28 protein-coding genes are annotated in these 26,987 nt (G+C 66.8%); 10 read left to right on the forward strand and 18 right to left on the reverse strand.

Annotated features, from left to right (window positions below; genetic code table 11):
• Window positions 1–10: 10 nt before the first annotated feature.
• A complete protein-coding gene (gene smeD / locus ACM0PY_RS13180; protein WP_180885260.1) occupies window positions 11–1,195 on the reverse strand; it encodes a multidrug efflux RND transporter periplasmic adaptor subunit SmeD in 1,185 nt (394 codons plus the stop codon).
• Window positions 1,196–1,402: 207 nt separating this feature from the next.
• Between smeD and smeT the strand changes: the two genes are divergently transcribed.
• Entirely contained in the window at window positions 1,403–2,062 is a 660-nt protein-coding gene (gene smeT / locus ACM0PY_RS13185) for an efflux transporter SmeDEF transcriptional repressor SmeT (RefSeq protein WP_088496536.1), read from the forward strand.
• Window positions 2,063–2,107: 45 nt separating this feature from the next.
• Window positions 2,108–3,100: a Gfo/Idh/MocA family protein gene (locus tag ACM0PY_RS13190; RefSeq protein WP_180885258.1), complete on the forward strand. Its 993-nt coding sequence runs from the start codon at window positions 2,108–2,110 to the stop codon at window positions 3,098–3,100.
• A gap of 96 nt (window positions 3,101–3,196) precedes the next feature.
• Here the strand turns inward: ACM0PY_RS13190 and hslU are convergent, their stop codons facing one another.
• From hslU to ACM0PY_RS13230, 8 genes are all read right to left on the reverse strand, one after another.
• Window positions 3,197–4,570, reverse strand: a complete 1,374-nt coding sequence (gene hslU / locus ACM0PY_RS13195) for an ATP-dependent protease ATPase subunit HslU (RefSeq protein ID WP_088496537.1) — start codon at window positions 4,568–4,570, stop codon at window positions 3,197–3,199.
• A gap of 102 nt (window positions 4,571–4,672) precedes the next feature.
• Window positions 4,673–5,224, reverse strand: coding sequence for an ATP-dependent protease subunit HslV (gene hslV / locus ACM0PY_RS13200; RefSeq protein WP_005411093.1), 552 nt, complete (start codon window positions 5,222–5,224; stop codon window positions 4,673–4,675).
• A gap of 85 nt (window positions 5,225–5,309) precedes the next feature.
• On the reverse strand, window positions 5,310–6,206 hold the full coding sequence (gene xerC, locus ACM0PY_RS13205; RefSeq protein WP_180885256.1) for a tyrosine recombinase XerC: 897 nt from the start codon (window positions 6,204–6,206) through the stop codon (window positions 5,310–5,312).
• 16 nt (window positions 6,207–6,222) lie between these two features.
• Entirely contained in the window at window positions 6,223–6,897 is a 675-nt protein-coding gene (locus ACM0PY_RS13210) for a DUF484 family protein (protein ID WP_005419445.1), read from the reverse strand.
• A complete protein-coding gene (gene dapF / locus ACM0PY_RS13215; protein WP_180885254.1) occupies window positions 6,894–7,745 on the reverse strand; it encodes a diaminopimelate epimerase in 852 nt (283 codons plus the stop codon). The genes ACM0PY_RS13210 and dapF overlap by 4 nt, the downstream gene beginning before the upstream one ends.
• Window positions 7,738–8,010 carry an LPS translocon maturation chaperone LptM gene (lptM, locus tag ACM0PY_RS13220; RefSeq protein ID WP_180885252.1) on the reverse strand — a complete coding sequence of 91 codons (273 nt, stop codon included), beginning with the start codon at window positions 8,008–8,010 and terminating at the stop codon, window positions 7,738–7,740. Before lptM ends, dapF begins: the two co-directional genes overlap by 8 nt.
• 82 nt (window positions 8,011–8,092) lie before the next feature.
• Window positions 8,093–8,518, reverse strand: a complete 426-nt coding sequence (locus tag ACM0PY_RS13225) for a YbaN family protein (RefSeq protein ID WP_072167205.1) — start codon at window positions 8,516–8,518, stop codon at window positions 8,093–8,095.
• 54 nt (window positions 8,519–8,572) lie between these two features.
• Complete coding sequence (locus ACM0PY_RS13230; protein ID WP_180895452.1) at window positions 8,573–10,684, reverse strand: S9 family peptidase; 2,112 nt, start codon at window positions 10,682–10,684, stop codon at window positions 8,573–8,575.
• Between the two features lie 143 nt (window positions 10,685–10,827).
• On the opposite strand from ACM0PY_RS13230, the gene ACM0PY_RS13235 reads away from it, so the two are divergent.
• Entirely contained in the window at window positions 10,828–12,021 is a 1,194-nt protein-coding gene (locus tag ACM0PY_RS13235) for a pyridoxal phosphate-dependent aminotransferase (RefSeq protein ID WP_134972701.1), read from the forward strand.
• Between the two features lie 119 nt (window positions 12,022–12,140).
• Here the strand turns inward: ACM0PY_RS13235 and ACM0PY_RS13240 are convergent, their stop codons facing one another.
• Window positions 12,141–14,237 carry a prolyl oligopeptidase family serine peptidase gene (locus ACM0PY_RS13240; RefSeq protein ID WP_134972700.1) on the reverse strand — a complete coding sequence of 699 codons (2,097 nt, stop codon included), beginning with the start codon at window positions 14,235–14,237 and terminating at the stop codon, window positions 12,141–12,143.
• Between the two features lie 69 nt (window positions 14,238–14,306).
• Window positions 14,307–14,606, reverse strand: coding sequence for a hypothetical protein (locus ACM0PY_RS13245; protein ID WP_180885248.1), 300 nt, complete (start codon window positions 14,604–14,606; stop codon window positions 14,307–14,309).
• 128 nt (window positions 14,607–14,734) lie between these two features.
• Between ACM0PY_RS13245 and ACM0PY_RS13250 the strand changes: the two genes are divergently transcribed.
• Window positions 14,735–15,334 carry a lipocalin family protein gene (locus ACM0PY_RS13250; RefSeq protein WP_049438993.1) on the forward strand — a complete coding sequence of 200 codons (600 nt, stop codon included), beginning with the start codon at window positions 14,735–14,737 and terminating at the stop codon, window positions 15,332–15,334.
• A gap of 93 nt (window positions 15,335–15,427) precedes the next feature.
• Here the strand turns inward: ACM0PY_RS13250 and ACM0PY_RS13255 are convergent, their stop codons facing one another.
• The 3 genes from ACM0PY_RS13255 to ACM0PY_RS13265 form a co-directional block, all read right to left on the reverse strand.
• Window positions 15,428–16,117 (reverse strand): methionine ABC transporter permease, encoded by a 690-nt coding sequence (locus ACM0PY_RS13255; protein WP_065196496.1) that lies wholly within the window; start codon window positions 16,115–16,117, stop codon window positions 15,428–15,430.
• The gene (locus ACM0PY_RS13260; RefSeq protein ID WP_005419464.1) at window positions 16,114–17,121 is read right to left on the reverse strand and encodes a methionine ABC transporter ATP-binding protein; all 1,008 of its coding nucleotides are present in this window, start codon (window positions 17,119–17,121) and stop codon (window positions 16,114–16,116) included. Before ACM0PY_RS13260 ends, ACM0PY_RS13255 begins: the two co-directional genes overlap by 4 nt.
• Window positions 17,122–17,313: 192 nt before the next feature.
• On the reverse strand, window positions 17,314–18,210 hold the full coding sequence (locus tag ACM0PY_RS13265) for a DMT family transporter (protein ID WP_134972096.1): 897 nt from the start codon (window positions 18,208–18,210) through the stop codon (window positions 17,314–17,316).
• 151 nt (window positions 18,211–18,361) lie between these two features.
• On the opposite strand from ACM0PY_RS13265, the gene ACM0PY_RS13270 reads away from it, so the two are divergent.
• The 3 genes from ACM0PY_RS13270 (at window position 18,362) to ACM0PY_RS13280 (ending at window position 20,310) form a co-directional block, all read left to right on the forward strand.
• Window positions 18,362–18,844 (forward strand): YajQ family cyclic di-GMP-binding protein, encoded by a 483-nt coding sequence (locus ACM0PY_RS13270; RefSeq protein WP_005419468.1) that lies wholly within the window; start codon window positions 18,362–18,364, stop codon window positions 18,842–18,844.
• 99 nt (window positions 18,845–18,943) lie between these two features.
• On the forward strand, window positions 18,944–19,510 hold the full coding sequence (locus tag ACM0PY_RS13275; protein WP_061479870.1) for a DUF1415 domain-containing protein: 567 nt from the start codon (window positions 18,944–18,946) through the stop codon (window positions 19,508–19,510).
• A complete protein-coding gene (locus ACM0PY_RS13280) occupies window positions 19,507–20,310 on the forward strand; it encodes an SDR family oxidoreductase (protein WP_180885246.1) in 804 nt (267 codons plus the stop codon). Before ACM0PY_RS13275 ends, ACM0PY_RS13280 begins: the two co-directional genes overlap by 4 nt.
• A 102-nt stretch (window positions 20,311–20,412) precedes the next feature.
• Here ACM0PY_RS13280 and ACM0PY_RS13285 read toward each other — a convergent pair whose 3' ends face one another.
• Window positions 20,413–22,443 carry a M3 family metallopeptidase gene (locus ACM0PY_RS13285; RefSeq protein WP_180885244.1) on the reverse strand — a complete coding sequence of 677 codons (2,031 nt, stop codon included), beginning with the start codon at window positions 22,441–22,443 and terminating at the stop codon, window positions 20,413–20,415.
• A 165-nt stretch (window positions 22,444–22,608) separates the two neighbouring features.
• Between ACM0PY_RS13285 and ACM0PY_RS13290 the strand changes: the two genes are divergently transcribed.
• Window positions 22,609–23,013, forward strand: coding sequence for a hypothetical protein (locus tag ACM0PY_RS13290; protein ID WP_134972094.1), 405 nt, complete (start codon window positions 22,609–22,611; stop codon window positions 23,011–23,013).
• 47 nt (window positions 23,014–23,060) lie between these two features.
• Here the strand turns inward: ACM0PY_RS13290 and ACM0PY_RS13295 are convergent, their stop codons facing one another.
• On the reverse strand, window positions 23,061–24,173 hold the full coding sequence (locus ACM0PY_RS13295; RefSeq protein ID WP_065178017.1) for a PLP-dependent cysteine synthase family protein: 1,113 nt from the start codon (window positions 24,171–24,173) through the stop codon (window positions 23,061–23,063).
• A gap of 126 nt (window positions 24,174–24,299) precedes the next feature.
• On the opposite strand from ACM0PY_RS13295, the gene gloA reads away from it, so the two are divergent.
• The gene (gene gloA / locus ACM0PY_RS13300) at window positions 24,300–24,818 is read left to right on the forward strand and encodes a lactoylglutathione lyase (protein WP_019660718.1); all 519 of its coding nucleotides are present in this window, start codon (window positions 24,300–24,302) and stop codon (window positions 24,816–24,818) included.
• Window positions 24,819–24,913: 95 nt separating this feature from the next.
• Window positions 24,914–25,342, forward strand: a complete 429-nt coding sequence (locus ACM0PY_RS13305) for a VOC family protein (RefSeq protein ID WP_019660719.1) — start codon at window positions 24,914–24,916, stop codon at window positions 25,340–25,342.
• 67 nt (window positions 25,343–25,409) lie between these two features.
• Here ACM0PY_RS13305 and ACM0PY_RS13310 read toward each other — a convergent pair whose 3' ends face one another.
• Both ACM0PY_RS13310 and ACM0PY_RS13315 read right to left on the reverse strand, forming a co-directional pair.
• On the reverse strand, window positions 25,410–25,841 hold the full coding sequence (locus ACM0PY_RS13310) for a CBS domain-containing protein (protein WP_005411115.1): 432 nt from the start codon (window positions 25,839–25,841) through the stop codon (window positions 25,410–25,412).
• A gap of 445 nt (window positions 25,842–26,286) precedes the next feature.
• Window positions 26,287–26,987 (reverse strand): SIS domain-containing protein (locus tag ACM0PY_RS13315; protein ID WP_495493264.1); only part of this gene is annotated, 701 nt, incomplete at its 5' end.

The following is a 26,987-nucleotide window of genomic DNA, read 5'->3' on the forward strand; positions in this document are numbered from 1 at the left end:
AGTTCTCCGCTTACTTCGCGTCGCCGGCCGGGGCGGCAGGCTGGGCGGCTGCCGCCGGCTTGGCCGGAGCAGCGCCCTTCTCGGTGGCCTTGACCGGCATGCCGGGGCCGATCTTCTGCAGGCCTTCGACGATGACCTTGTCACCGGCCTTCAGGCCGTCCTCGACCAGCCACTTGTCGCCAACCGTGCGGCTGACCTTGACCGGGCGTACTTCGACCTTGTTGTCCTTGCCGACCACCATCGCGGTGGTGTCGCCCTTTGGATCGCGGGCGATGCCCTGCATCGGCACCAGCACGGCATCACTGCGCACGCCGCCGCCGATCACCGCACGCACGTACATGCCCGGCATCAGCAGGCCGTCCGGGTTGTCCACCTTCACGCGCAGGCCGAAGCTGCCGGTGGCCGGATCGACGCTGACTTCGGAGAACTCCAGCGTGCCCTTGTGCTCGAAGGTGCTGCCGTCTTCCATCAGGATGCTGACCGGCAGCGCCTGGTTATCCTGCAGGCGGCCGGCAGCCAGTTCGCGGCGCAGCTGCAGCAGTTCGGCGGAGGACTGGGTCAGGTCGACATAGATCGGATCCAGCTGCTGCACGGTCGCCAGTGCATTGGCCTGGCCGGCGCTGACCAGCGCACCCTGGGTGACGCTGGACTTGCCGATGCGGCCGCTGATCGGCGCGGTGATGCGGGCGTAGCCCAGGGTGACGTTGGCTGCGTCCAGCGATGCCTTCGCGGCACCGACATCCGCCTCGGCCTGCTTCTGCGCGGCCACGGCATTTTCCAGGTCCTGCTGGCTGACCGCATCGACCTTGGCCAGCTCGGTGATGCGCTTGGCGCTCAGCCGGGCGGCGTTGGCGGTGGCCTCGGCGCGGGCCAGCTGGGCGCGGGCACTGTTGGCCTGGGCGCGGTAGCTGGCGTCCTCGATCTGGTACAGCGACTCGCCGGCCTTGACCATGCCACCTTCGGTGAACAGGCGCTTGGCGACGATGCCATTGACCTGCGGCCGCACTTCGGCGACCAGGAAGGCGTTGGTACGGCCCGGCAGTTCGCGGGTCAGGCCCACGGTCTCGGACTTCAGCGTGACCACAGTGACATCACCCGGGCCCTGCTCGGGGGCCTGGGGTTGGCCGCCGCAGGCAGCCACGGTCGCGGCGATCGCCAGCGACAGCGCAAAGGGTCGGATTCGGCTCAGCAACATGACGGAAAGGCTCTTAGGGGAAGGAATCTCAAATCGCGCTGATACAGGCCGAAAGCGCCAGCAGGCAACGCTCACCAGCGGAGAGTGGGAGCCTGACCGGCCTGCCACGCACACGACGGGAATGATGGGAGCGAAATATACATACATGATTGTTTGTTTGTAAACCGGTACAATTCAGCCACGTTTCACCCGCACTCGTACCCATCCATGGCCCGCAAGACCAAAGAGGACACCCAGGCAACCCGGGAAGGCATCCTTGACGCCGCCGAAGCCTGCTTCCATGAACACGGCGTGGCCCGTACCACGCTGGAGATGATCGGTGCCCGCGCCGGCTATACCCGCGGTGCGGTCTACTGGCACTTCAAGAACAAGAGCGAGGTGCTGGCCGCGATCGTCGAGCGCGTGCATCTGCCTTTCATGCAGGAGCTGGAGCGCACCTCGACCGACCAGCGCGACACGCCGGTGCACGACCTGCGCGCGGTGATGATCCACTCGTTCATCGAACTGTCCGAGGACGAGCGCCTGCGCAAGACCATGGAGATCATGCTGCGCAGCGATGCGTCGGCTGATACCCGGGTGCTGACCGAACTGCAGCAGGCCGGTTTCCGCGATGGACTGGACCGGATGGAACGTGCCCTGCGCCGGGCAAAGGACCTGGGCCAGCTGCGCGAGGGTGCAGACCCGAAGATCGCCGCACGCATGCTGCATGCCACCGTGCTGGGCGTACTGCACGGTGCGATGGTCGAACCGGAACTGATGGACCTCAAGCGCGATGGCATGCTCGCACTGGACATGACCCTGGCCGCCTACGTGAAGGACGGCGTGTTCGTTCCCGGCACCGTGCCCGAGCCGCTGCCCGAAGCATGAGCGGGGTCGCTGCCGCCACCGCAGCCCCAATGTGAGGACAGACCCATGATCCTGGACAACGTGGTGTGGGGCTTCATCGGCTGCGGCAGCGTCACCGAGAAGAAGAGCGGCCCCGCCCTGGCCAGCACACCCGGCTCACGGGTGGCGGCGGTCATGCGCCGCAATGCCGCATTGGCCGAAGACTATGCGCGGCGCCACGCGGTGCCACGCTGGTACACGGATGCCGACGCGCTGATCGGCGATCCGGACGTGAACGCTGTGTACGTTGCAACACCGCCCTCCACGCACATGCAGTACGCATTGCAGGCGATTGCGGCGGGCAAGCCGGTCTATATCGAGAAACCCATGGCCCTGGACCTCGCCGAATGCGAGCGCATCCTGGAAGCCAGTGCACGCCGTGGCGTGCCCGTGTTCGTCGCCTACTACCGCCGCGCCCTGCCCCGATTCGCGCAGGTGAAGCAGCTGCTGGACAGCGGCGCGATCGGTACACCGCGCAGCGTTCGCGCCACCCTGCATCGGCCGCATTCGGTGAATGCCGCATCGCCGGACTTCTGGCGGACCAATCCCGCGATCTCCGGCGGCGGGCTGTTCGTCGATCTGGGCTCGCACACCTTGGACCTGCTCGATCATCTACTGGGGCCGCTGAGCGATGTGCGCGGCCTGGCCAGTTCATTGGCCGGCGCTTACGCCGCCGAGGACAGCGTCTCGATGTGCTTCCGCATCGGGCCAGGCGTGCATGGCATCGCGCAATGGAGCTTCTGCGCGTTCCGCCGCCAGGATGAGGTCGAGATCACCGGCGACCGCGGCCAGCTGCGCTTTGCCACCTTCGAGGATGCACCGGTGATGCTGGAGACCGAAGCCGGTGTGCAGACCTTCGACATTCCCAACCCGTCGTCGATCCAGCAACCGTTGATCGCGCATCTGGTGGACGAGTTGCGCGGCAGCGGCCGTTCGCCCTCGACCGGCGTAAGTGCTGCCCGCACCAGCGCGGTGATCGACCAGGTACTGCAGGACTACCGCGCCCGGCAATCGTGCTGAGCGCCAACGCAAAAGGCCGCCCTGCGGCGGCCTTTTCTGTTGCAGCGGATGGAGTCAGGGCCCTCGCCGTGGCGAGGGATCCGGCCGGATCGGGCGTTACAGGATGTAGCGGCTCAGGTCCGGGTCCTGCACCAGCTCACCCAGGTGTGCATCGACGTAGGCGCTGTCGATGGCCAGGGTTTCGCCATCGCGGTCCGGTGCCTCGTAGCTGAGCGAATCCAGCAGGCGCTCCAGCACCGTATGCAGGCGGCGCGCGCCGATGTTTTCCTGGCGCTCGTTCACCTGGAACGCGATCTCGGCCAGGCGCTCGATGGCATCGGCGGTGAAACTGACCTTGACGCCCTCGGTGGCCAGCAACGCTTCGTACTGCTTGGTCAGCGCAGCCTTCGGCTCGGTCAGGATACGCACGAAATCACCCTTGCTCAGCGCACCCAGTTCCACGCGGATCGGGAAACGGCCCTGCAGCTCCGGAATCAGGTCGCTGGGCTTGGCCAGGTGGAACGCGCCCGACGCGATGAACAGGATGTGGTCCGTCTTGATCGTGCCGTACTTGGTGGACACGTTCGAGCCTTCCACCAGCGGCAGCAGGTCGCGCTGCACGCCTTCGCGGGAGACATCGCCACCGCCCACGTTGTCGCCGCGCTTGGCAACCTTGTCGATCTCGTCGATGAAGACGATGCCGTGCTGCTCGCAGGCCTCGATCGCCGCGGTGCGGATATCGTCTTCGTTGACCAGCTTGCCGGCTTCTTCCTCGATCAGCAGCGGGCGCGCAGCCTTGATGGTCAGCGTGCGCTTGTGCGCCTTCGCGCCGCCACCCAGGTTGGCGAACATCGACTTCAGCTGCTGGCCCATTTCCTCCATGCCCGGCGGGGTCATGATGTCCATGCTGACATTGGCCGCCAGGTCGAGCTCGATCTCACGCGCGTCCAGCTCACCGTTGCGCAGCATCTTGCGGAACTTGATGCGGGTCTCGTTGTCCTGCGCTGACGGTTCGTTGCGGGCGACTTCAGGATCGAAACCGATGCCGCCGCTACGACGCGGCAGCAGCGCATCGAGGATACGGTCTTCGGCGCGTTCCTCGGCCTGGGTACGCACGCGCACCTTGGCCTGTTCGCGGTACAGCTTGACCGCGGTATCAGCAAGGTCGCGGATGATCTGCTCGACGTCCTTGCCGACGTAGCCCACTTCGGTGAAGCGCGTGGCTTCGACCTTCACGAACGGCGCGTTGGCCAGCGTAGCCAGGCGGCGCGCGATCTCGGTCTTGCCGACACCGGTCGGGCCGATCATCAGGATGTTCTTCGGCATCACTTCATTGCGAAGCTCCGGCGCCAGCTGCATGCGGCGCCAGCGGTTGCGCAGGGCGATGGCCACCGCACGCTTGGCGTCGTGCTGGCCCACGATATGCCGGTCCAGTTCCTGCACGATCTCGCGCGGGGTCATGGTGGCGGAGGAAACTTCGATCTTCGACATGGATGTGCTCACGGATTCATTGTCGGTAGTGCCGGCCGCTGGCCGGCAACCAGGCACGCGTGCGGGGGACATGAGGTTGCCGGCCAGCAGCCGGCACGACCCTCAAAGCTCCTCGACCACCACGTTGCGGTTGGTGTAGATGCAGATGTCGCCGGCGATGCCGATCGCTTCACTGGCAATCGTGCGCGCATCCAGTTCGGTATGTGCCATCAGCGCGCGCGCGGCCGACAGTGCATACGAGCCACCGGAGCCGATGGCGATGATGCCGTCCTCCGGTTCGATCACATCGCCGGTGCCGCTGATGATCAGCGAGGTTTCCTTGTCAGCCACGGCCAACAGGGCTTCAAGCTTTCCGAGGCGGCGCTCGGTGCGCCAATCCTTGGCCAGCTCGACCGCAGCGCGCTGCAGCTGGCCGTGCTTTTCCAGCTTGGCCTCGAACAGCTCGAACAGGGTGAAGGCATCGGCGGCGGCACCGGCGAAACCGGCCAGCACCTGGCCGTCGCGGCCAAGGCGGCGCACCTTGCGCGCGTTGCCCTTCATCACGGTGTGGCCCAGCGTGACCTGGCCGTCGCCGGCAATGGCCACGTGCTCGCCGCGACGGACGCAGACGATGGTGGTGGCGTGGAAAACGTTGGGGTTCTGACTGGGGTCCATGATGCCTCCGGGGTGACAGAACCAGAGGTGGGGACTGCGCTGCGCCCTTCAAGCCACCCGCGACCGGCCACCGCAGGGGCAACGTTCAGCTTTCTCCGCTGCCCTCGCTGCTGCGTCGGCGCTTCGCGCGCGGATGCGCGGCGTCGTAGACCTTGGCAAGGTGCTGGAAATCGAGGTGGGTATAGATCTGCGTGGTGGCGATGTCGGCATGGCCCAGCAGCTCCTGCACACCGCGCAGGTCGCCGGACGATTCGAGAATATGGCTGGCAAAACTGTGCCGCAGCATGTGCGGATGCACCTGCTTGAACAGGCCCTGGCGCTGCGCCAGCTGGCGGATGCGGATCTGCACCGCACGCGGGCTGATCGGCCCGTTGCGGCCAGGAAACACCGGCGAGGCCGGGCCGCCACCACTTTCGGCACGCCACGCCTGCAGCGCTTCGCGTGCCGGCCGCCCGAACGGCACCCGGCGCTGGCGGTTGCCCTTGCCCAGCACGTTGACCAGCCCGCTGTCGAAATCCAGGTCGCGCCAGGTCAGCGCGCAGACTTCGCTCAGGCGCAGGCCGGAGGAATAGAACAGTTCCAGCAGCGCGCGGTCACGGCGGCCGAGCTCACCTTCCGGCTCCAGTTCGACCAGCTGCACCGCCTCATCGGCGTCAAGGACCTGCGGCAACCGGCGCGGCGCGCGCGGTGCCTTCAGCGTCGCTGCCGGACTGACCTCGATGCGCCCGTGCTTGAGCAGCCAGGCATAGAAGCTGCGGCAGGCCGACAGGCGGCGTTGCAGGCTCTTGGCCGACAGGCCGCGGCGATGCTCGTCGGCGACGAACTGGCGCAACGCATCGGCATCGAGCGCCTCCACCGCTACGCCACGCGGTTGGGTCCAGACCGCTAGCGCGTCCAGGTCGCGGCGGTAGGCGTCAAGCGTATGCGCCGACATCCGCCGCTCCACCTGCAGGTGCTGCAGGAAGGCCTGTACCGCGCTCATCGTCGTCCGGTCCTGCTCAGTCGTGGAATCGCTTCAGGCCAGTGGCCAGGGCGTCGCCCATCATGCGCAGGAACAGCGTGCCCATGCCCGGGTAGAAGCGGTTCGGGTCGTGGCTGCCGACTGCGATCAGGCCGACGCCCGGCAACGGCAGCAGCGCGGTGGTCTGCACTTCCTCGCTGCGCACGCCGTACAGGACGGCATTCTTTTCCGGCTGCAGGCGGCCGCAGATCGGCTCGCCGTCGTTCAGGCAATCGCGGAACGGGCCCAGTTGCGGATCATCGGCAGCAATCACCTGCAGCCAGTCAGCCTGTTCCAGCCCGGCCACCGGCGCATGCACCACCAGCCGCACCAGGTCGCCGGCGAAGTCTTCCTGCAGCGATGCGGCCATCGCGCGCAGGGTATCGGCCGCGTTGTCCTGCTTCATCAGTGCCAGGGTCAGCTGGTGCGTGCGCACTGCCAGGCGTTCATTGACCTGGGCGGTGGCGCCCAGGTCGGCCAACCGTCGTGCCAGCTCGCGGTTCTTCTCGCGCAGCACTTCCAGCTGGTAGCTGGCCAGCGATGCGGTCGGGCCGTCATCGCGCGGCACCACCAGGGTCAGGGCCAGGTCCGGGAACTGCTTGAGGAAGCCGGGATGTCGCCGCAACCAGGCAGCGACTTCATGGGCCCCGAGCTTGTCGACGGTTTCGGTCATGCCATCCACTCCCCTTCGAAGACGAATGCGGTCGGGCCCGCCATCACCACCGGCTGGCCATCGCCCGGCCACTGGATGCGCAGGTCACCTCCGGGCAGGCTGATGCGCGCATCGCGCTGCAGGCGGCCGCGCTGCATCAGGGTCACGGCGGCGGCGCAGGCGCCACTGCCGCAGGCCAGGGTCTCGCCGACACCGCGCTCGAACACGCGCAGGCGGGCGTGCGCCGGGCCCATCACCTGGGCGAAGCCCACGTTCACCGAGCGCGGGAACGACGCGTGCTGCTGCAGTAGCGAACCCACGCGTTCAACCGGAGCGGCATCGATCAGGCCCACTTCGATCACCGCATGCGGGTTGCCCATCGACACCGCAGCAAAGCGGACGCTCTCCCCCTGCAGCGGCAGCAGGTATTCCTCGCGCGGATGGGCGAAGCCCATCAGCGGCACGTTGGCCGGCTCGAACGCGGGCACGCCCATGGTTACCGCGAATTGCCCATCACCGAGCACCTTCACTTCATGGCTGGCCAGCGGGCTGTCGATGACGAACGCATCGCCCTGCGCACTGCCCTCGCGCACCAGCCAGGCCGCGATGCAGCGCGCGCCATTGCCGCACTGCTCGGAATTGGAACCGTCGGCGTTCCAGATGCGGTACGAGGCCACCGAGCCTTGCGCACGCGGCGCCTCGATGGTCAGGATCTGATCGCAGCCGACGCCGGTGTGGCGGTCGGCCAGGCGCGCGGCCAGTTCAGGCGTGGGCGGCGCAGTGCCGTCACGCAGGTCGATCACTACGAAGTCATTGCCCGCGCCATGCATCTTGCTGAAGCGCAAGGCCTTGGAACCGGCCTTACTCATTCCCGCTGCCCGCCTTCTTCGCTGGCGCGGGTGCCGGCTGGGGGGGCGTTGCAGCCGGGTCGACGGTCGTGGCCGGGGCAACGGCGCCTTGGGCCTCGGCCGGGGTCGCCTCGGTGGCGGGCTCGGCGGCCGGTTCGACGGTTTCTTCCACCGGCACCGGCTTCTGCGGCAGTACCAGCGGGCCCTTGTTGCCGCAGGCGGCGAGGAGCAGCAGCGAGGCCGCTGCCAGCGGAATCAGGATGGCGTTTCGATGGGGGATCTTCATGCCCCGAGTATAGCCATTGGCGGCTGAGCGGTTCGTGCAGGGGATCGGGTTGCCGGCCAGCGGCCGGCACTACCGCAGGCGCTCAATCCGCGGGCGGTGGCAACGGCCGCGTCCACAGCCAGATCGCCACCACGGTCATGCTGCCGATCGAGAACCACTTCACCCAGGCGACCGGCACGCACCACAGCATGATGCAGGCGCACACCGCCATGGTGATCGTGGCCATCCACTTGCCGTAGCGGCTGACCGCACCATGTGCCTGCCAGTTGGCGATGGCCGGGCCGAAGCGCGGGTGCTGCAGCAGCCAGGTGTGCAGGCGTTCGGACCCACGTGATGCAGCCCACGCCGAGATCAGGATGAATACGGTGGTCGGGAGGCCTGGCACGAAGATGCCGACGATGCCGGTGCCCAGGCTGACGTAGGCCAGCAGCCACCACGCCCAGCGGAAACGCACCACGCGCGGTGGCGTGGCGGTATTGCGGGATGCGGAGGGCTCGGGCAGGCTCATGGCCGCAAGGATAACGGTTCGGGGTGCCCGGCAACGCCCGGCACCCCTTCGCCGTTACGGCTGGGCGATGCCCAGCTGCTGCAGCACGAACGCGTACGACTCGGACAGCTCGCGGTAGCGCTGGAAGCGCCCCGACTTGCCGCCGTGGCCGGCTTCCATGTTGGTGCGGAACAGGATCGGGTAGGGGCCGGTGTTGTGATCACGCAGCTTGGCCACCCACTTGGCCGGCTCCCAGTACTGCACCTGCGAATCCCACAGGCCGGTACCCACGAACAGCGCCGGGTACGCCTGCTGCTTCACGTTGTCGTAGGGCGAGTAAGACAGCATGTAGTCGTAATACGGCTTCTGCTCCGGGTTGCCCCACTCATCGTATTCGTTGGTGGTCAGCGGAATGGTCGGGTCGAGCATGGTGGTGACCACGTCGACGAACGGGACCTGCGCCACCATCACCCGGTAATCCTGTGGGGCCTGGTTGGCCACCGCGCCCATCAGCAGGCCACCGGCGCTGCCGCCGGACGCAGCGACGCGATCCTTCGCCGCCCAGCCCTGTGCGACCAAGCCGCGGGTGACATCGATGAAGTCGTTGAAGGTGTTCTGCTTGTGCAGCAGCTTGCCGTTCTCGTACCAGTCGCGGCCCATTTCCTGGCCACCGCGGATATGGGCAATGGCATACACCACGCCGCGGTCGAGCAGGCTCACCGCGGTCTGGTTGAAGTACGGGTCCATCGACATCCCGTAGCTGCCATAGGCGTACTGGAACAGCGCGCCCTTGCCATCCTTCTGGTAGCCCTTGCGGTAGACCAGCGACACCGGCACCTTCACGCCATCGCGCGCGGTGATCCAGACGCGGTCGGTTTCGTACTTCGAGGCGTCATAGCCGATCACCGGCTGCACCTTCAGCTGGCGGCGCTCGCCGGTGGCGGTGTTCAGTTCGAACACGGTGGTCGGGGTGGTCATCGAGGTGTAGACGTAGCGCAGCCACGGCGTATCGGCCTCGGTGTTGTCGCCCAGGCCCATCGAGTACGCCGGCTCGTCGGCCTTCACGTAGTCGCTGCGGCCATCCTTGAACAGCAGGCGGATGCGCTCCAGGCCCTCGGAACGTTCGGCGATGGCGGTGTAGCTGTCGAACAGCTCGAAGCCTTCGATGAACACCGCATCGTCATGCGCGATCCAGTCCTTCCACTGCGCACGCGAGGTGGCATCGGTCGGTGCGGTGACCAGCTTGAAGTTCTTCGCACCGTCGTTGGTGCGGATCACCCAGCGGCCGTCGTAGTGGTCGGCGTCGTACTCGACGTCACGCTGGCGCGGGGCCAGCACGGTGAAGGTGGTCGGATCGCTGGCCGGTGCGTAGCGCTCTTCCGAGGACACTGTGCTGTGCACGCCGATGGTGATGAAACGATCGTCGCGGGTGCGGCCGATGCCCATGTAGAAGCTGTCGTCCTTCTCTTCGTAGACGACGGTGTCGGCGCTGGCTGGAGTGCCCAGCACGTGCTTCTTCACGCGCACGGTGAGCAGCGTTTCCGGATCGTTCTCGACATACAGCACGGTGCGGTTGTCGTCGGCCCAGACCAGGTCGCCGGAGCTGCCGGTGATCACATCGGGCAGCGCCTTGCCAGTGGCCAGATCCTTGAAGCGGATCGTGTACTGGCGGCGGCCGACATCATCCTCGGCCCAGGCCAGCAACTGGTTGTCCTGGCTGACCTCCATCGAGCCGACGCTGAAGTAGCCCTTGCCGGCAGCCATCGTATTGACGTCCAGCAGGATTTCCTCGGCGGCCTCCATGCTGCCCTTGCGGCGCGCGTGGATGGGGTAGTCCTGGCCGGTCTCGAAACGGCTGTAGTACCAGTAGCCGCGCTCGCGCGCCGGCACGCTGGAATCGTCCTGCTTGATGCGGCCGACAATCTCCTTGTACAGGGTGTCTTCCAGTGGCTTCAGCGGTGCCAGCAGCTGGTCGGCGTAGGCATTCTCGGCCTGCAGGTAGGCCAGCATGTCCTTGTCCGCGCGCTTGTCATCGCGCAGCCAGTAATAGTCATCGTTGCGGGTCGCGCCGAACGGCGCCTTGACCACGTGCGGATGCCTGGCGGCGTCCGGCGGAACGGGCGGAGTGGCGGCGGTAGCAGTCGTGGTCATCAGGCTGGCGAGCAACAGGCAGAGGGTGGACTTCATGAAGTAGGGTTCCTGGCGCATCAATGCAATGGTCTTCGGCGGGGTCAGATCCCTTTTCCCGAAAGGGGATCTGACCCCAATCGCAGCCAAGCGGCAACCCTGCGGATCGTCATGGGCCATGCCGACCGGCGTACCATGGATCCATGAGTACCCTGCCCCACACGCCGGGCTACAGCCGGCGCAGCCATGAAATCGCTCCCTTCCACGTGATGTCCCTGCTGGCCCGCGCGCAGGCGCTGGAACAGGCCGGCCACGATGTGATCCACCTGGAAATCGGCGAACCGGACTTCACTACCGCCGAACCGGTCGTGCGTGCCGGCCAGGCTGCACTGGCCGCCGGCCGCACCCGCTACACCGCCGCGCGTGGCCTGCCGGCGCTGCGCCAGGCGATCAGCGGTTTCTATCGCAGCCACTACGGTCTGGACATCGATCCTGAACGCATTCTGGTCACCCCGGGTGGGTCCGGTGCGCTGCTGCTGGCCAGCAGCCTGCTGGTCGATCCCGGCTGCCACTGGCTGCTGGCCGACCCCGGCTACCCGTGCAACCGCCACTTCCTGCGCCTCGTCGAAGGCGGCGCACAGCTGGTGCCGGTCGGCCCGGACACTGCGTACCAGCTCACGCCGTCCCTGGTGGAACAGCATTGGAATGCCGACAGCGTCGGCGCGCTGGTTGCCTCACCGGCCAACCCGACCGGCACGGTGCTCTCCGCCGACGAACTGGCTGCACTGTCGCAGACCCTGCACGCGCGGGGAGGCCACCTGGTGGTGGACGAGATCTATCACGGCCTGACCTACGGCCTGGACGCGCCCAGCGTGCTGCAGGTGGACGACAACGCATTCGTACTGAACAGTTTTTCCAAGTACTTCGGCATGACCGGGTGGCGGCTGGGCTGGCTGGTGGCGCCGCCGTCCGCAGTACCGGATCTGGAGAAGCTGGCGCAGAACCTGTACATCAGCGCCTCGAGCATCGCCCAGCACGCCGCGCTCGCCTGCTTCAGCGAGGAATCCATGGCGATCTTCGAGCAGCGCCGCGACGCGTTCCGCCAGCGTCGCGACTTCCTGCTGCCCGCACTGCGTGAGCTGGGCTTCCGTATCGAAGTCGAGCCACAGGGCGCGTTCTACCTGTACGCCGACGTCAGTGCATTCACCGACGACGCGCAGGCATTCTGCGCGCATTTCCTGGAAAGCGAGCACGTGGCGTTCACCCCGGGCCTGGATTTCGGCTTCCATCGTGCCAACCAGCACGTGCGCCTGGCCTATACCCAGGAGGTACCGCGATTGCAGGAGGCGGTGGCGCGGATTGCGCGCGGATTGAAGCGTTGGCAGGGATCACGTTGACGGTAGTGCCGGCCGCTGGCCGGCAACGGCATCATCCACGCATTCCCGGTTTGCCGGCCAGCGGCCGGCACCACCGGATAAAGAAAAACGCCGCCCTGGGGCGGCGTTTTCCGTTCTGCTTACTTGCCGCCCAACCGCTCCCACAGGAAGCTGTAGGCCAGCGCCGACATGTGCGCGGCCTGCGCGTTGTTGGCGGCGCCGCCGTGCCCCCCTTCAATGTTCTCGTAGTAGGTCACGTCCTTGCCGGCGTCGATCATCTTCGCCGCCATCTTGCGGGCATGCCCCGGGTGCACGCGATCGTCGCGGGTCGAGGTCGTGAACAGCACCGGCGGGTAGTTCTTCTTCGCGTTGAACAGGTGGTACGGCGAGAAGGTCTTGATGAACTCCCAGTCACTGGTATCCGGGTTGCCGTACTCGGCCATCCATGAGGCACCCGCCAACAGGTGGCTGTAGCGCTTCATGTCCAGCAACGGCACCTGCACCACCACCGCACCGAACAGCTCCGGGTACTGGGTCAGCATGTTGCCGGTCAGCAGGCCACCGTTGCTGCCGCCCTGCACGCCCAGGTGCTTGGCGCTGGTGATCTTGCGCTTGACCAGGTCCCGCGCCACTGCGGCCATGTCTTCGTAGGCCTTGTGGCGGTTCTGCTTCAGCGCCGCCTGGTGCCAGCGCGGGCCGTACTCGCCGCCACCACGGATGTTGGCCACCACGTACACGCCGCCCTTCTCCAGCCAGGCGCGGCCCATGCCTCCGGAATAGCTCGGGGTCAGCGAGATCTCGAAGCCACCGTAGCCGTACAGCAACGTCGGATTGGAGCCATCGAGCTTCATCGCCCTGTCGTGCACCACGAAGTACGGCACGCGGGTGCCGTCCTTGCTGGTGGCGAAGTGCTGCTCGATCACCTTGCCCTTGGCGTCGAAGAAGGCCGGCATGGTCTTCAGTGTTTCCGGGGCCTGGCCGATCTCGGCCAGCGCCAGCGTGGTCGGGGTCAGGTAGTCGGTGGCGGTCAGCCACACCGCGTCGCTGTCATTGCTGTCCACTGCAGCCACGCCCAGCGTGCCGAAGGCCGGGGCGCCGACGAAGCGGCTGGTCTGCCAGCCATTGGCGCCCGGGGTCAGCACCGACAGGCGGTTCTTGACGTCGTCCAGCACGTTCAGCACCAGGTGGCTTTTGGTCCAGGTGGCGCTGGCCAGCGAGGTGGTCGCGGTCGGTGTGAACAGCACCTCGAAGTCGCGCTTGCCGGCCAGGAAGTCGTCCAGCTTGGTCGCCAGCAGCGAACCGGACGCATAGGTCTTGCCGCCCACGGTCCACGGATCGCGCAGTTCCAGGGTCAGCCACTGCTTGTGCAGGCCCTTCTCGGCCGAGTTCGGCGCGTCGATCTTGGTCAGCGTGCCGTCGTCGCCCCGCAGGTAGAGCTCGTTGTTGTAGAACGCCAGCGTACGGCTGACCAGGTTGCGCTCGAAACCCGGGGTGTCATCGTGCATCGCCGCGATGTACATGTCTTCCGGCTTGCCTTCGTACACCACGGTGGCCGAGGTCATCGGCGTGCCGCGCTTCCACAGCTTGGCCACGCGCGGATAGCCGGACGTGGTCATCGTGCCGGCACCGAAGTCGGTGTAGACGAACACGGTGTCGCGGTCGACCCAGTTGAGGCCCCCCTTCGACTCCGGACGGAAGAAGCCGTCCTTGATCCAGGTCTTGTTGGCCAGGTCGAACTCGCGGGTGACGTCGGCGTCGGCGCCGCCGCGCGACAGCGCGATCAGGCAACGGCTGTAATCCGGGCGCAGGCAATCGGCGCCGTGCCAGACCCAGTTCTCACCCTCGGCCTTGTTCAGCGCATCCAGGTCGAGCACGGTCTCCCACTGCGGCGACGCCTTGCGGTACTCGGCCAGGGTGGTGCGCCGCCACAGGCCGCGCTCGTGCTGCTGGTCCTTCCAGAAGTTGTAGTAGTAGTCGCCGATCTTCTGCACGCCCGGAATCTTGGCATCGGAGTCGAGCACCTCGCGGATGCGGGTCTCCATCTGCTTGAAGGCCGGGGTCTGCGCCAGGCGCGCCTCGGACTTGGCATTCTGTTCCTTGACCCAGGACAGCGGCTTGTCGCCGGTGACGTCCTCCAGCCAGGCGTAGCGGTCGGTATCTTCAGCGGCCACGGCGGTCCCCACCGAGGCAGCGGTCATCATGCCGGCCAACAGGCAGGCGGAAGCGAGTCGTGACATTGCAGCTCCAGGCAGTCATAAGCCGTGGAACGCTAGCACGGAATGCCGCGGCCTCCCCCGTGTCGAAGGTCAGGCCGTGGCCGCCGGGCCGCACCGGCGACGCGCCTGTCCACCGGTACGCCGCACCTTCGGCAGCCGCGACAGGCGCGGCAGCGGGAAGCGCAACAGCGCCCACCAGGCCGCGAGCGGCATGCCGATCAGCCACATCGGCAGCCAGCCCAACCACGCGCTGCTGCCACGTGCCGCTGGCCAGACCAGTACCAGCGCCAGTCCGGCCAGCGCCAGTTGCCGCACGCCACGCAGCAGGCGCGGGTCGGCGCGTTCGATGATGCGTTCAGTTGCAGGGTGACGGACGGAACGTGTGTTCATGAGCCTTCTCCGGTAGACAATGCAACACAGCTTGGGCAAGCCCCTTCTCACAGATTGCGACACCATTGACGGATCGCGCACGCTCAGTCGACCATGCTCAGGCAAAGCCCTCCTGAGCCCGCTCCCGCATGACTTCGATCCGCCCGCTCTGCGCCGTGTTGCTGGCCCTGTCCCTGGCGGGCCCCGCCATGGCGGTCGGTGAGCCGCCATCACCCCGTGCCAGCGCCCCGCGCGCCGATCCGGATGCCCCGATCGACCTCAAGCGCTTCATGGGCACCTGGTACGTGATCGGCCGCGTGCCGAACTTCATCGAACGCGGGCACGTCGCCAGCGTCAACGAGTACGAGTTGCGCGACGAGCACAAGGTCGGCATCACCTACCGCTACCGCGACGGCTTCGGCGAACCCCTGCAGGAGATCCGCGCACGCGCCAGCGTCGACCCGGACAGCGGCAACCACGGCTGGCGCACCTGGTTCTACCGCGTGGTGCCGACCCACTCCCGGGTGCTGGACGTCGCCCCGGACTATTCGTGGGCACTGATCGGCTACCCGGGCCGCGAGATGGCGTGGATCTTCTCGCGCACGCCGGACATGGACAAAGCCTTGTACAAGGAGCTGGCCGAGCGCCTGCGTGACGAGTACGGCGTGAACACCGACAAGCTCAAGCGCGTGCCGCAGCACCCGGAGCAGGTCGGCAAGCTGGGCTACGAAGTACCGAACGCGCGTTGACCGCACGTGGAATTGCCGGCCAGCGGCCGGCACTACCGTTTCCAGGCAATGGGGTAGAGCCGGCCGCTGGCCGGCTACCGGCATGCGTAGCGGTTACTTGCGGCTGTAATGCGCGACCAGGCGGTCGCCGAGCATCTGCAGCAGCTGCACCAGGACCAGCAGCAGGACCACGGTGACCAGGGCCACGTCGGTGTGCGAACGCTGGTAGCCATCGCGGAACGCCAGGTCGCCGAGGCCGCCGGAACCGATCGCACCGCCCATCGCAGTGAAGCCGATCAGGGCCACGGTGGTGACGGTGGCACCGGCGATCAGGCCGGGGCGCGCTTCCGGCAGCAGCACGCGGGTCACCAGCTGCCAGGTGGTGGCGCCCATCGCCTGGGTCGCCTCGATGACGCCTCGATCCACTTCGCGCAGCGCGGTCTCGACCAGGCGCGCATAGAACGGCGCTGCGCCGATCACCAGCGGCACGATCGCGCCGCGCACGCCCAGCGAGGTTCCCATCAGGAACAACGTGACCGGAATCAGCACGATCATCAGGATGATGAAAGGCACCGAGCGCAGCAGGTTCACCACCAGTGCCAGCGCGCCATAGGCGAACGGCCTCCGCTTCATCTGTGGCGCGCCAAACAGGTACAGCAGCACGCCCAGCGGCAGGCCGATGGCCAGCGTCAGCGGCAGCGAACCGAGCAGCATCAGCAGCGTGTCGAGGGTGGCCTGGCCGATGTCGGCCCACTTGCCCGCATCCAGGTGACGGAAGAAGCCGCCAGCAGCAGCAATGATCATCGACGCAGCTCCTCGACGTGCACGCCGGCGGCCACGAAGGCAGCCTGCGCGGCGGACTGGTCGCCGCCCACCAGGGCGACCACCAGCTGGCCATACGGGGTGTCCTTGATCCGGTCGATACGGCCGGACAGGATGTTGTAGTCGACCCCGGTCTGCCGCGCGACGCTGCCGAGCAGGGGTTCGTAGGTGTCGCCACCGAGGAAGGTCAAGCGCACAATACGGCCGCCAACGGCATCGAAATCACGGTGCAGCGCCCCCTCGTCCACATGCTCCGACTCGCTGACGAACCGGCGCGTGGTCGGATGCTGCGGGTGCAGGAACACCCGGGTGACCGGACCGGTTTCGACCATCTGGCCGGCATCGAGCACCGCAACGCGGTCGCAGACACGGCGGATCACGTCCATCTCGTGGGTGATCAGCACGATGGTCAGTCCGAGCTCGCGATTGATCTTCGACAGCAGCGACAGCACCGAAGCGGTGGTCTGCGGGTCGAGCGCACTGGTGGCCTCGTCGCACAGCAGGATCTGCGGACGGGTCGCCAGCGCGCGGGCGATACCGACGCGCTGCTTCTGGCCACCGGACAGCTGCGCCGGATACTTCTGCGCATGCGCTTCCAGGCCCACGGTCTGCAGCAGCTCGGCCACGCGCGCGTCGATTTCCGCCTTCGGCGTGCCGGCCAGTTCCAGCGGGAAGGCGACATTGCCCGCCACCGTGCGCGACGACAGCAGATTGAAATGCTGGAAGATCATGCCGATGCGCCGGCGCAGCGCGCGCAGGCCGTCCGCGTCCAGCGCGGTGACATCCTCACCACCGATCAGCAGCCGGCCACCGCTGGGTTCTTCCAGGCGGTTGATCATGCGGATCAGGGTCGACTTGCCGGCGCCGGAATGGCCGATGATGCCGAAAACCTCACCGGCCTCGATGGTCAGGTCCAACGGTTGCAGCGCGCTGATCTCGCGGCCGGCAACGGCATAGGATTTGTGCAGGCGCTGGAACTCGATCACGGGCGTGGCTCACCGGCTGGGTGACGGAAGGGGGCGTGCAGCCTACCAGCGCAGGCGGTCGCGCGCCCGCGCCATGGGCCAGAATGTTATTCCTTTTGGTTCTAAGCCGCTGCCCACGGTAGTGCCTGCCGCTGGCCAGCACCTGCAGCAGTGCCTCCGGCGCAAGGGGTTGCCGGCCGGCCCTACCCCGGTTCAGGGATGATCCAGCGGCTTCGGCGGCTCCTGCCTGTTCACCCGCTCGCGGTGCAGCAGGTAAAGCCCCGAAGCCACGATGATTGCCGCGCCCACCCAGGTATAGCCATCGGGCAGCTGGCCCCAGAAGGTCAGGTCCCAACCGATCACCCAGACCAGCCCGCTGTACTCCAACGGCGCGATCATCGAGGCCTCGCCCAGCTGGAAGGCCCTGGTCAGGGCGATCTGGCCCAGCGCCCCGGCCAGGCCCATGCCACCGATCAGCGGCGCATGTGCCAGCTGCAGTGGCACCCAGCCGGGAAGGGCCAGCAGCCCGGCACCGATGGCCATGATCACCAGGAACCAGACCACCATCGACTGCGAGGTATCGGTGCGGGTCAGCAGGCTGACCGTGATCGCCGCAATGGCATAGGCGGTGGCCGCGGCCAGCACCATCAGCCCCGGCACCGAGATGAAGCCATCGACGCCCGGCCGCAGCACCACCAGCACACCGACCAGGCCAATCCCGATGGCGACCCAGCGCCGTGGCCCGACCCGCTCGCCCAGCAGCGGCACCGACAATGCGGCGATCAGCAGCGGGGCAACGAAATAGATGGTGTAGGCAGTGGACAGCGGCAGGTCGCGCAGGGCGAACACGAAGCAGCCGATCATCGCCATGCCCAGCGCACCACGCAGCAGGTGCAGCCCCCAGCGGCGCGGCACCAGTGAACGCGGCCCGGCGCTGGCCAGCACCCAGACCAGCACGAACGGCAACGAGGCCGCGCCGCGCAGGAAGGTTACTTCCAGGGTGGGGTAGCTGGCCGACAGCTGCTTCATGCCAGCATCCATCAGCGAGAAGCAGGCGACCGCAGCGACCATCCAGGCCACTGCGCGCGAGGGGGAGCGTTGCACGTTCATGGCCCATTATCGCCGACCGCACGGGATTGTAGAGTCGAGCCATGCTCGACTGCCTTGTGAAGAGCAGTCGAGCATGGCTCGACTCTACAAAGGGCGGGCATGGGGCCCTCGCGATAGAATGGCTGCCACTGAATCCTGCGGAGCATCGCCCATGCCTTCCTTCGACGTCGTGTCCGAAGTCGACACCCACGAACTGACCAACGCCATCGACCAGGCCAACCGCGAACTGGCCACCCGCTTCGATTTCAAGGGCGTGGATGCCAAGTTCGAACGCGATGGCGATGTGATCAACCAGTTCGCGCCGACCGAGTTCCAGCTCAAGCAGATGAACGACATCCTGCGTGCACGCCTGGCCGCGCGCGGCATCGACGTGCTCAGCCTGGAGTTCGGCGACATCGAGACCAACCTGGCCCAGGCCCGGCAGAAGATCACCGTCAAGCAGGGCATCGAGCAGAAGATCGCCAAGAAGATCGCCGCTGCGCTGAAGGAAGCCAAGCTGAAGGTTGAAAGCCAGATCAATGGCGACAAGCTGCGCGTGCAGGGCAAGAAGCGTGATGACCTGCAGGACGCCATCGCCGTGCTCAAGGCCGGCAAGTTCGAGCTGCCGCTGCAGTTCAACAATTTCCGCGATTGATCTGGCCGCCGGGCATGGCCCGGCGCCGGCACCTGCGGTAAGACGGCGCGTTGCAAGCGACGCGCCTACAATGTCCTCCCCCCAGCCGACGTGCCCGCCATGACCGACGCCCAACTGCCCACCGAGGACCCGATCGCCGCCACCCGCCTGTGGCTGGAACGCATCGTCATCGGCCTGAACCTGTGCCCGTTCGCCAAGGCGGTCTACGTGAAGGACCAGGTCCGCATCGTGCTCAGCGATGCGACCACGACGGAAGCTCTGGTTGAGCAGCTGGCCGAGGAACTGGTCCTGCTGCGCGATACGCCGGCCGAGCAGATCGATACCACGCTGATCGTGCATCCGCAGGTGCTGACCGATTTCCTCGACTACAACGACTTCCTCGACAACGCCGACGCGGCGATCGAGGCGCTGGACCTGCAGGGCATCCTGCAGGTGGCCAGCTTCCACCCCGACTACCAGTTCGACGGCGTGGCCGCGGACGACGCCAGCAACTACACCAATCGCGCGCCCTTCCCCACCCTGCACCTGCTGCGCGAAGACAGCGTGGCGCGCGCGGTGGACGTCTATCCGGATCCGGACGTGATCGTCGAGCGCAACATCCAGACCCTGGACCGCATCGGCGTGGACGGCTGGCATCGCCGCCTGCGTGGCGAAGACCTGTCGTGAGCACGGTGCCGCCGATTGCCGCTTGGCCGGCTGCGCCGCTGTCGGGCAAGGTGGTGCTGGTCACCGGCGGCGCCAACGGCATCGGCCGTGGCATCGCGCAGGCCGTGCTCGGCGCCGGTGGCCGCGTGCTGATCGGCGACCTCGACGTGGAGGCCGGCGAGGCGTGCCTGGCGGAATGGCAGCGTGGTGAGGATGCCGTGTTCCAGCGCCTGGACATCACCGACGAAGCCAGCGTGCGCGCCTTCATCGCCGTGGCCCTGCAGCGTTTCGGCCGCATCGACGGCCTGGTCAACAACGCGGGGATTGCCAGCCCGCACGGCACGCTGCTGCAGGACATGGACTGGGACGAGTGGCAGCGCCGGCTGTCTTCGCTGCACGGCGCGTTCCTGTGCAGCAAGCATGCGTTGCCGGCGCTGACCGCCAGCGCCGCCGGTGCGATCATCAACATCGCCTCGACCCGCGCCTGGCAATCCGAAGCACACAGCGAAGCCTATGCCGCAGCCAAGGGCGGACTGGTGGCGTTCACCCATGCGCTGGCGATCAGCGCCGGCCCGGCGGTGCGGGTGAACAGCATCAGCCCGGGCTGGATCGGCACCAGCGAGTGGCAGGCACCCTCACGCCGACACGCACAGGAGTATTCGGCCACCGACCATGCGCAACACCCGGTCGGCCGCGTCGGCCAGCCGGAGGACATCGGTGCGTTGGCCGTGTACCTGCTGTCATCACTGTCCGGTTTCAGCACCGGCCAGGATTTCATCGTCGACGGCGGCATGACCCGGAAGATGATCTACGCCGAATGACCTGCCACCGGTAGTGCCGGCCGCTGGCCGGCATTCCGGTAGATCCACGCCATGCGTGGATGGCGGTGAAGTGCCAACCAAGGTTGGCACCTACCCGACGCCTTACGCCATGCCCGAGTGGCGCAGCAGCGCATCGATCTGCGGAGCACGGCCGCGGAAGGCCTTGAAGTTGTCCGCCGCCGGGCGGCTGCCACCGCGCGACAGGATCTCATCACGGAAGCGTGCACCGGTTTCAGCCAGTGCCTGCGGCGCTTCCTCGAAGGCGGCATAGGCGTCGGCGCTGAGTACCTCGGCCCACTTGTAGCTGTAGTAACCCGCGGCGTAACCGCCCGCAAAGATGTGGCTGAACTGGTGCGGGAAGCGGTTCCAGGCCGGCGGGTGGTTCACCGCCACTTCCGCGCGCACGCGATCGAGCAGCGCCAGCACGCTGCCCTGCGCTGGTTCGAACTGGCTGTGCAGCAGCATGTCGAACAGGCCGAACTCCAGCTGGCGGACGGTGGCCATGCCGCTGTGGAAGTTGCGCGCGGCCAGCATGCGCTCGTACAGCGCGCGCGGCAGCGGCTCGCCACTGTCCACGTGCGCGGTCATCGCCTGCAGGTGGTCCCATTCCCAGCAGAAGTTCTCCATGAACTGGCTGGGCAGCTCCACCGCATCCCATTCCACCCCGTTGATGCCAGCCACGCCCAGTTCGCCGATGCGGGTCAGCAGCTGGTGCAGGCCGTGGCCCATCTCATGGAACAGCGTGGTCACTTCGTTGTGGCTGAAGGTGGCCGGCTTGCCGTTGGCACCGCGGCCGAAGTTGCACACCAGGTAGACCAGCGGCGTCTGCACGCTGCCGTCGGTGCGCACGCGACGGTTGCGGCAATCATCCATCCACGCCCCGCCGCGCTTGCCCTCGCGGGCGTACAGGTCCAGGTAGAACTGGCCAACCAGCGCGCCCTGCGCATCGACCAACCGGAAGAAGCGCACATCCTCGTGCCACACCGGCGCGCTGTCCTCCTGCACGCGCAGGCCGTACAGCTGCTCGATCACCGAGAACAGGCCACCCAGTACCTTCGGCTCGGTGAAATACTGCTTCACCTCCTGCTCGGAATAGCTGTAACGCGCCTGCTTCAGGCGGTCGGCGGCGAAGGCCAGGTCCCAGGCCTGCAGGCTGTCGATGCCGAGCTGTTCGCGCGCGAACTGCTCCAGCTCGGCGCGGTCCCTGGCGGCGAACGGCTTGGCACGCGCGGCCAGGTCACGCAGGAAACCGAGCACTTCGGCCGGGTCCTGCGCCATCTTGGTCGCCACCGAGTAATGGCCGTACGAATCGAAGCCGAGCAACGCAGCCAGTTCGGCGCGCAGGGCAAGGATGCGATCGATGTTGCCGCTGTTGTCCAGTGCGTCATCGCCGAATTCGGACGCACGCTGGGCGCTGGCGCGGTACAGGATCTCGCGAAGGTCGCGGTCCTCGCCCCAGGTCTGCACCGGCAGGTAGCACGGCATCTGCAGGGTCAGTTTCCAGCCGGCCTTGCCGTCCTTCTGTGCTGCGGCATGCGCGGCGGCCTTCACGTCTTCCGGCAGGCCCTTCAGCCGCGCTTCGTCTTCGATGATCAGCGACCAGGCATCGGTAGCGTCGAGCACGTTCTGCGAGAACTTTGCCGACCGCGCCGACAGTTCTTCCTTGATCGCAGCAAAACGCTGCTGCGCCTCGGGCGCCAGCTCGGCGCCGCCCAGGCGGAAGTCGCGCAGGGTGTTGTCCAGCACCTTGCGCTGGGCTTCATCGAAATGCGCCGCCTCCGCGCTGGCGGCCAGCGCCTGGTACTGGCGGTAAAGCGCCAGGTTCTGCCCCAGCGCACTGGCGAAGCGGGTCACCCGCGGCAGGTTGCTGTTGTAGGCCTCGCGCAGCTCCGGGGTGTTGACCACGCCCTGCAGGTGGCCGACCAGGCCCCAGGCGCGCCACAGGCGCTCGGTGGCATCGTCCAGCGGGGTCACGAAGGTCTGCCAGGTGACCGGCTGCACCTGCTCGGCTGCGCTGACGGCGGCTTCGGCCTCGGCCAGCAGCACATCCAGCGCCGGCGCCACGTGCTCGGGGCGGATCGCCTCGAAGCGCGGCAGGCCGGAAAAATCGAGCAGGGGGTTGGCAACGGTCACGGCAGGTCTCCAGGGTACGGGCCCGGCAGGCGGGCAGCCCGGTAGATATGGCGCTGCCAGGCATCGCTGACAAGGGGGCACGGCATTCACATCGGCCTTACGCGCGCCCGCCGAAGCTCTGGGTGCGGGGGAGTCCGCAGCGGCACGTACCGAACGAGGCCCTACATGGATGGTCTGGCTGCAGTTGCATCCGCCTCACCGGCGCGGTCGCTGGCACTGTCTGCCAGCGCGGCCGAACTGGCCTGGATCGCCGCGCTGTGCGATGCCGGCGACGACGCCCCGCGCCACCTGCAGCAGTTGCAGGCGGTGCTGCAGCAGGGCGGCACGTTCAATGAAAGCCAGGAGTGGTACCCGTTCGAAGTGATCGAGCGCGGCGCCAGCCAGCTGCAGCTGGGCCATGAACGCGAGTTCGTGATCTGCGTGCTGCTGTGGTTGCAGGCATTGGCCCAGGGCCGCGCCAGCATCCTGGATCCCACCCTGCACCTGGATGACCGTGCGATGGACATCGAGGCGTTGCCTGATGCGCTTCGCGACGCGGTGCTAGACGCCTTCACCGCAGCGGGGTACTGAGACACCGTCGCGGACGCCGGCATGGCCCGGCGCGAGCTTCGTCCGTGCTACAGCGCTTCCAGGCTGCACCATGGCAGCTCGGGCAACCCCTGCCCGGCCACCGCAGCGGCCAGCTGCGCATCGGCGCCGTCGACATCGATACCCTGGCGCAGGTACCACGCCGGGTCGTAATAGCTCTGCGCATAGCGTTCGCCGCTGTCGCACAGGATGCTGACGATGCTGCCCTGGTGGCCCGCCTCACGCATCCATTGCGCCGCCTGCAGCACGCCGATGAAGTTGGTGCCGGTCGAGCCACCGACACGGCGGCCGAGCTGGCGGCTGACATGGCGCATCGCGGCCAGGCTCAGTGCGTCGGGTACCTTGACCATCGCATCGACGCTGGTCGGGATGAAGCTCGGCTCCACCCGTGGCCGGCCGATGCCTTCCACGCGCGAACCACCACTGCAGGTCAGGTCGCGCCAGTCCTGTTCACCGGCCACGGCGGCCCGGTAGCCGTCGAAGAACACCGACACTTCCGGGTCCGCGCACAGGATGCGGGTGTCGTGGCGGCGGTAGCTGACATAGCGGCCCAGGGTGGCGGCGGTACCGCCGGTGCCGGGGCTGCACACGATCCATTCCGGAACCGGGCTGGGCTCTTCGGCCATCTGCTTGAAGATGGACTCGGCGATGTTGTTGTTGGCACGCCAGTCGGTCGCGCGCTCAGCGTAGGTGAACTGGTCCATGAAGTGGCCACCGGTTTCACGGGCCAGCTTTTCCGAATCACAGTTGAGGTCGCAGGCGCGTTCGACCAGGTGGCAGCGGCCGCCTTGGAACTCGATCGCGGCGATCTTTTCAGGCGAGGTGGTGGCCGGGATCACTGCAATGAACGGCAGGCCGAGCAGGCGCGCGAAATAGGCTTCGGACACCGCCGTCGAGCCGCTGGACGCCTCGATCACCGGTCGCCCTTCGCGCAGCCAGCCATTGGCCAGCGCATACAGGAACAGCGAGCGCGCCAGCCGGTGCTTGAGGCTGCCGGTGGGATGGCTCGACTCATCCTTCAGGTACACATCGATGCCCTCGAACCCGGGCAGCGCCAGCGGGATCAGGTGGGTATCGGCGGAGCGGTTGAAATCGGCTTCAATCTTGCGGATGGCGGCGGCCACCCATTCACGCTGCGACATGGCGGGCAATCGTTGTCAGGACGGAACGGTGCGATCCGGCCATTGTACGTCGCGGTACCGTCAGGTGCTGGCCGGTAGAATGCCCCCATCCGGCCGGCAACGGCCCTGTCTGAAGGACCTCCCCCCATGACCATTCCCGCCCTGCGCGATGTCCCCGGCGTCGCCGCCCAGGCCCCGGCCGAAACCACCGGCTTCGTATTCAACCACACCATGCTGCGGGTGAAGGACATCACCGCCTCGCTGGACTTCTACACCCGCGTGCTCGGCTACCAGCTGATCGACAAGCGCGACTTCCCGGAGGCCCAGTTCAGCCTGTACTTCCTGGCCTACCTCCCGGCCGGCGTGGTGGTACCGGAAGACGACAGCCAGCGCCGCCTGTGGATGGCCGGCCTGCCGGGCGTGCTGGAACTGACCCACAACCACGGCACCGAAACCCAGGACGGCGCGGTCTACCACGACGGCAACAGCGACCCGCGCGGCTTCGGCCACATCTGCGTGTCGGTGCCGGACATCGAGGCGGCCTGCCAGCGCTTCGAGGACCTCGGGGTAACCTTCCAGAAGCGCCTGACCGACGGCCGCATGAAGAACCTGGCCTTCATCAAGGACCCGGACGGCTACTGGGTCGAGATCATCGCCAACGTCTGACCCCGAAAAGGGGACGGAGGGGATTAAGCCGTTTCTGGCACTATTGTGCTGGAAGCGACTTAATCCCCTCCGTCCCCTTTTTCTGTGAGGTTCGTATGGAAACGATGGAACTGCACCGTGGCCGCCTGATCGACCACATCCAGCTGGTGGTGCGTGACCTGGCCGCCAGCCGCCGCTTCTACCAGGCAGTGTTCGATACGATCGGCATCCCACTGGGCGGCGAAGGGCCAGACTTCTTCTGGGCCGACGAGCTGTTCATTTCCAGCGCCAGCAGCCGTGCCGCCGCCGGCCAGTTGACCGGCCGCCACCATCTCGCCTTCCAGGCCCGCGACAGCGCAACTGTTGATGCCTTCCACACTGCCGCGATCGCCGCCGGCGGTACCGACAATGGCGCGCCAGGCGAACGCCCCTACCACCCGGGCTACTACGGCGCCTTCGTGCTCGACCCCGATGGCAACAACATCGAAGTGGTCTATCACGGGCCGGCGAACTACAGCGCCGATTCGGTGAAGGTCACTTTCTGATATCACCGGCGCCGTGAATGAAGAAGCCGGGCAATGCCCGGCTTCTCTGCTTCCAGCGCTGCGGCCCTCAGTGGGCGGCCATGTAGATGTCCTGCAGCACGGCCTTTTCCAGTTCCAGCTCGCCCAGCAGGTTCTTCACGATATCGCCCAGGCTGAGGATGCCGACCAGGCGGGTGCCTTCGGTGACCATCAGATGACGGCGCCGCGAGTACGTCATCAACGACATGGCCTGTTTCAGCGTGGCTTCCGGCGCAATGCCCTCCAGACCGGTGGACGGCAGGCTGGAAATCACCCGGCGGCCGGCCTGCGGGCCGTCGTCGGCCAGGGTGCGCACGATGTCCTTCTCGGAAATGATGCCGACCGGGGCATCGTCCTTCATCACCACCAGCGCAGCGATCCTGTTCGCGCTCATCTTGTGGGCGGCGGCACCGATCGTGTCTTCGGCATCGATGGTGATGACAGCTTCTTTCTTGGATTGCAGGAGTTCGCGGACGTTCATTCTTGTTTCCTGGTGCAGGTCACTAAGTCAAAAAGTGTGCTCTTCCGATACGCCCCCTCCCCGGGAACAGACCTTTCAGCGCACGTCTGGCGCACCCGGCTGCCGCTTGGAATGACTCGGCAGACGATGTGCTGCAACGCGAACGAGGCGGGTTCAATCGCTCAACCCGAACCTCGGCCAGATCGATTCTACGACTGCGACCCTCGGTCACTACCGGCATCGATAGGACAGTTCGTCGTGGGAACCAACTGACGATCCAGAGAATGGCACCGTGGCTGAAACCGCCGCTGAATACAGGCGGCTTCGCGCATTAAAGAATGATTGCCTGCTGCCGACGACGGACAGAACGCCCGGCAGCTGTCCCACTTCGCACTGCGTCCGGCACAAACGAAAGGGGCCTCGCAGGCCCCTTTCGCATGCAGCATCCCACAGATCCGGGAATGCCTTACTCCACCGTCACGCTCTTGGCCAGGTTGCGCGGCTTGTCCACGTCGGTGCCGCGTGCCAGCGCGGTGTGGTAGGCCAGCAGCTGCACCGGGATGGTGTGCACGATCGGGCTGAGCACGCCCGCATGGCGCGGCGTGCGGATCACATGTACGCCTTCGGACGCGTTGAAGTTGCTGTCCTGGTCGGCGAACACGAACAGCTCGCCACCACGCGCACGCACTTCCTGCATGTTCGACTTCACCTTCTCCAGCAGGCTGTCGTTCGGCGCGATCACCACCACCGGCATGTCCTCGTCCACCAGCGCCAGCGGACCATGCTTCAGCTCACCGGCCGGGTAGGCCTCGGCATGGATGTAGGAGATTTCCTTGAGCTTGAGCGCGCCTTCCAGCGCGATCGGGTAATGCAGGCCGCGGCCCAGGAACAATGCGCTGCTCTTGCGCGCGAAACGCTCGGCCCAGGCGGCGATCTGTGGCTCCATGTTCAGGGCGTGCTGCACGCTGCCCGGCAGGAAGCGCAGCTGCTCCAGGTAGTCCGCTTCCTGCGCCGCGTCGATGCGGCCATGCAGCTTGCCAAGCACCACGGTCAGCTGGAACAGTGCCGCCAGCTGGGTGGTGAAGGCCTTGGTCGATGCCACGCCGATCTCGGCACCGGCACGGGTGTAGCAGACCAGTTCGCTGGCACGCGGGATCGCGCTTTCCG

The organism is Stenotrophomonas sp. BR163 (assembly GCF_047520985.2).
Taxonomy (GTDB): domain Bacteria; phylum Pseudomonadota; class Gammaproteobacteria; order Xanthomonadales; family Xanthomonadaceae; genus Stenotrophomonas; species Stenotrophomonas sepilia.

Bases quoted from the DNA above. Each gene is read 5' to 3' on its own strand.
- smeD (WP_180885260.1), bottom strand. From the start codon at position 1,195: ATGTTGCTGAGCCGAATCCGACCCTTTGCGCTGTCGCTGGCGATCGCC.
- smeT (WP_088496536.1), top strand. From the start codon at position 1,403: ATGGCCCGCAAGACCAAAGAGGACACCCAGGCAACCCGGGAAGGCATC.
- ACM0PY_RS13190 (WP_180885258.1), top strand. From the start codon at position 2,108: ATGATCCTGGACAACGTGGTGTGGGGCTTCATCGGCTGCGGCAGCGTC.
- hslU (WP_088496537.1), bottom strand. From the start codon at position 4,570: ATGTCGAAGATCGAAGTTTCCTCCGCCACCATGACCCCGCGCGAGATC.
- hslV (WP_005411093.1), bottom strand. From the start codon at position 5,224: ATGGACCCCAGTCAGAACCCCAACGTTTTCCACGCCACCACCATCGTC.
- xerC (WP_180885256.1), bottom strand. From the start codon at position 6,206: ATGAGCGCGGTACAGGCCTTCCTGCAGCACCTGCAGGTGGAGCGGCGG.
- ACM0PY_RS13210 (WP_005419445.1), bottom strand. From the start codon at position 6,897: ATGACCGAAACCGTCGACAAGCTCGGGGCCCATGAAGTCGCTGCCTGG.
- dapF (WP_180885254.1), bottom strand. From the start codon at position 7,745: ATGAGTAAGGCCGGTTCCAAGGCCTTGCGCTTCAGCAAGATGCATGGC.
- lptM (WP_180885252.1), bottom strand. From the start codon at position 8,010: ATGAAGATCCCCCATCGAAACGCCATCCTGATTCCGCTGGCAGCGGCC.
- ACM0PY_RS13225 (WP_072167205.1), bottom strand. From the start codon at position 8,518: ATGAGCCTGCCCGAGCCCTCCGCATCCCGCAATACCGCCACGCCACCG.
- ACM0PY_RS13230 (WP_180895452.1), bottom strand. From the start codon at position 10,684: ATGAAGTCCACCCTCTGCCTGTTGCTCGCCAGCCTGATGACCACGACT.
- ACM0PY_RS13235 (WP_134972701.1), top strand. From the start codon at position 10,828: ATGAGTACCCTGCCCCACACGCCGGGCTACAGCCGGCGCAGCCATGAA.
- ACM0PY_RS13240 (WP_134972700.1), bottom strand. From the start codon at position 14,237: ATGTCACGACTCGCTTCCGCCTGCCTGTTGGCCGGCATGATGACCGCT.
- ACM0PY_RS13245 (WP_180885248.1), bottom strand. From the start codon at position 14,606: ATGAACACACGTTCCGTCCGTCACCCTGCAACTGAACGCATCATCGAA.
- ACM0PY_RS13250 (WP_049438993.1), top strand. From the start codon at position 14,735: ATGACTTCGATCCGCCCGCTCTGCGCCGTGTTGCTGGCCCTGTCCCTG.
- ACM0PY_RS13255 (WP_065196496.1), bottom strand. From the start codon at position 16,117: ATGATCATTGCTGCTGCTGGCGGCTTCTTCCGTCACCTGGATGCGGGC.
- ACM0PY_RS13265 (WP_134972096.1), bottom strand. From the start codon at position 18,210: ATGAACGTGCAACGCTCCCCCTCGCGCGCAGTGGCCTGGATGGTCGCT.
- ACM0PY_RS13270 (WP_005419468.1), top strand. From the start codon at position 18,362: ATGCCTTCCTTCGACGTCGTGTCCGAAGTCGACACCCACGAACTGACC.
- ACM0PY_RS13275 (WP_061479870.1), top strand. From the start codon at position 18,944: ATGACCGACGCCCAACTGCCCACCGAGGACCCGATCGCCGCCACCCGC.
- ACM0PY_RS13290 (WP_134972094.1), top strand. From the start codon at position 22,609: ATGGATGGTCTGGCTGCAGTTGCATCCGCCTCACCGGCGCGGTCGCTG.
- ACM0PY_RS13295 (WP_065178017.1), bottom strand. From the start codon at position 24,173: ATGTCGCAGCGTGAATGGGTGGCCGCCGCCATCCGCAAGATTGAAGCC.
- gloA (WP_019660718.1), top strand. From the start codon at position 24,300: ATGACCATTCCCGCCCTGCGCGATGTCCCCGGCGTCGCCGCCCAGGCC.
- ACM0PY_RS13305 (WP_019660719.1), top strand. From the start codon at position 24,914: ATGGAAACGATGGAACTGCACCGTGGCCGCCTGATCGACCACATCCAG.
- ACM0PY_RS13310 (WP_005411115.1), bottom strand. From the start codon at position 25,841: ATGAACGTCCGCGAACTCCTGCAATCCAAGAAAGAAGCTGTCATCACC.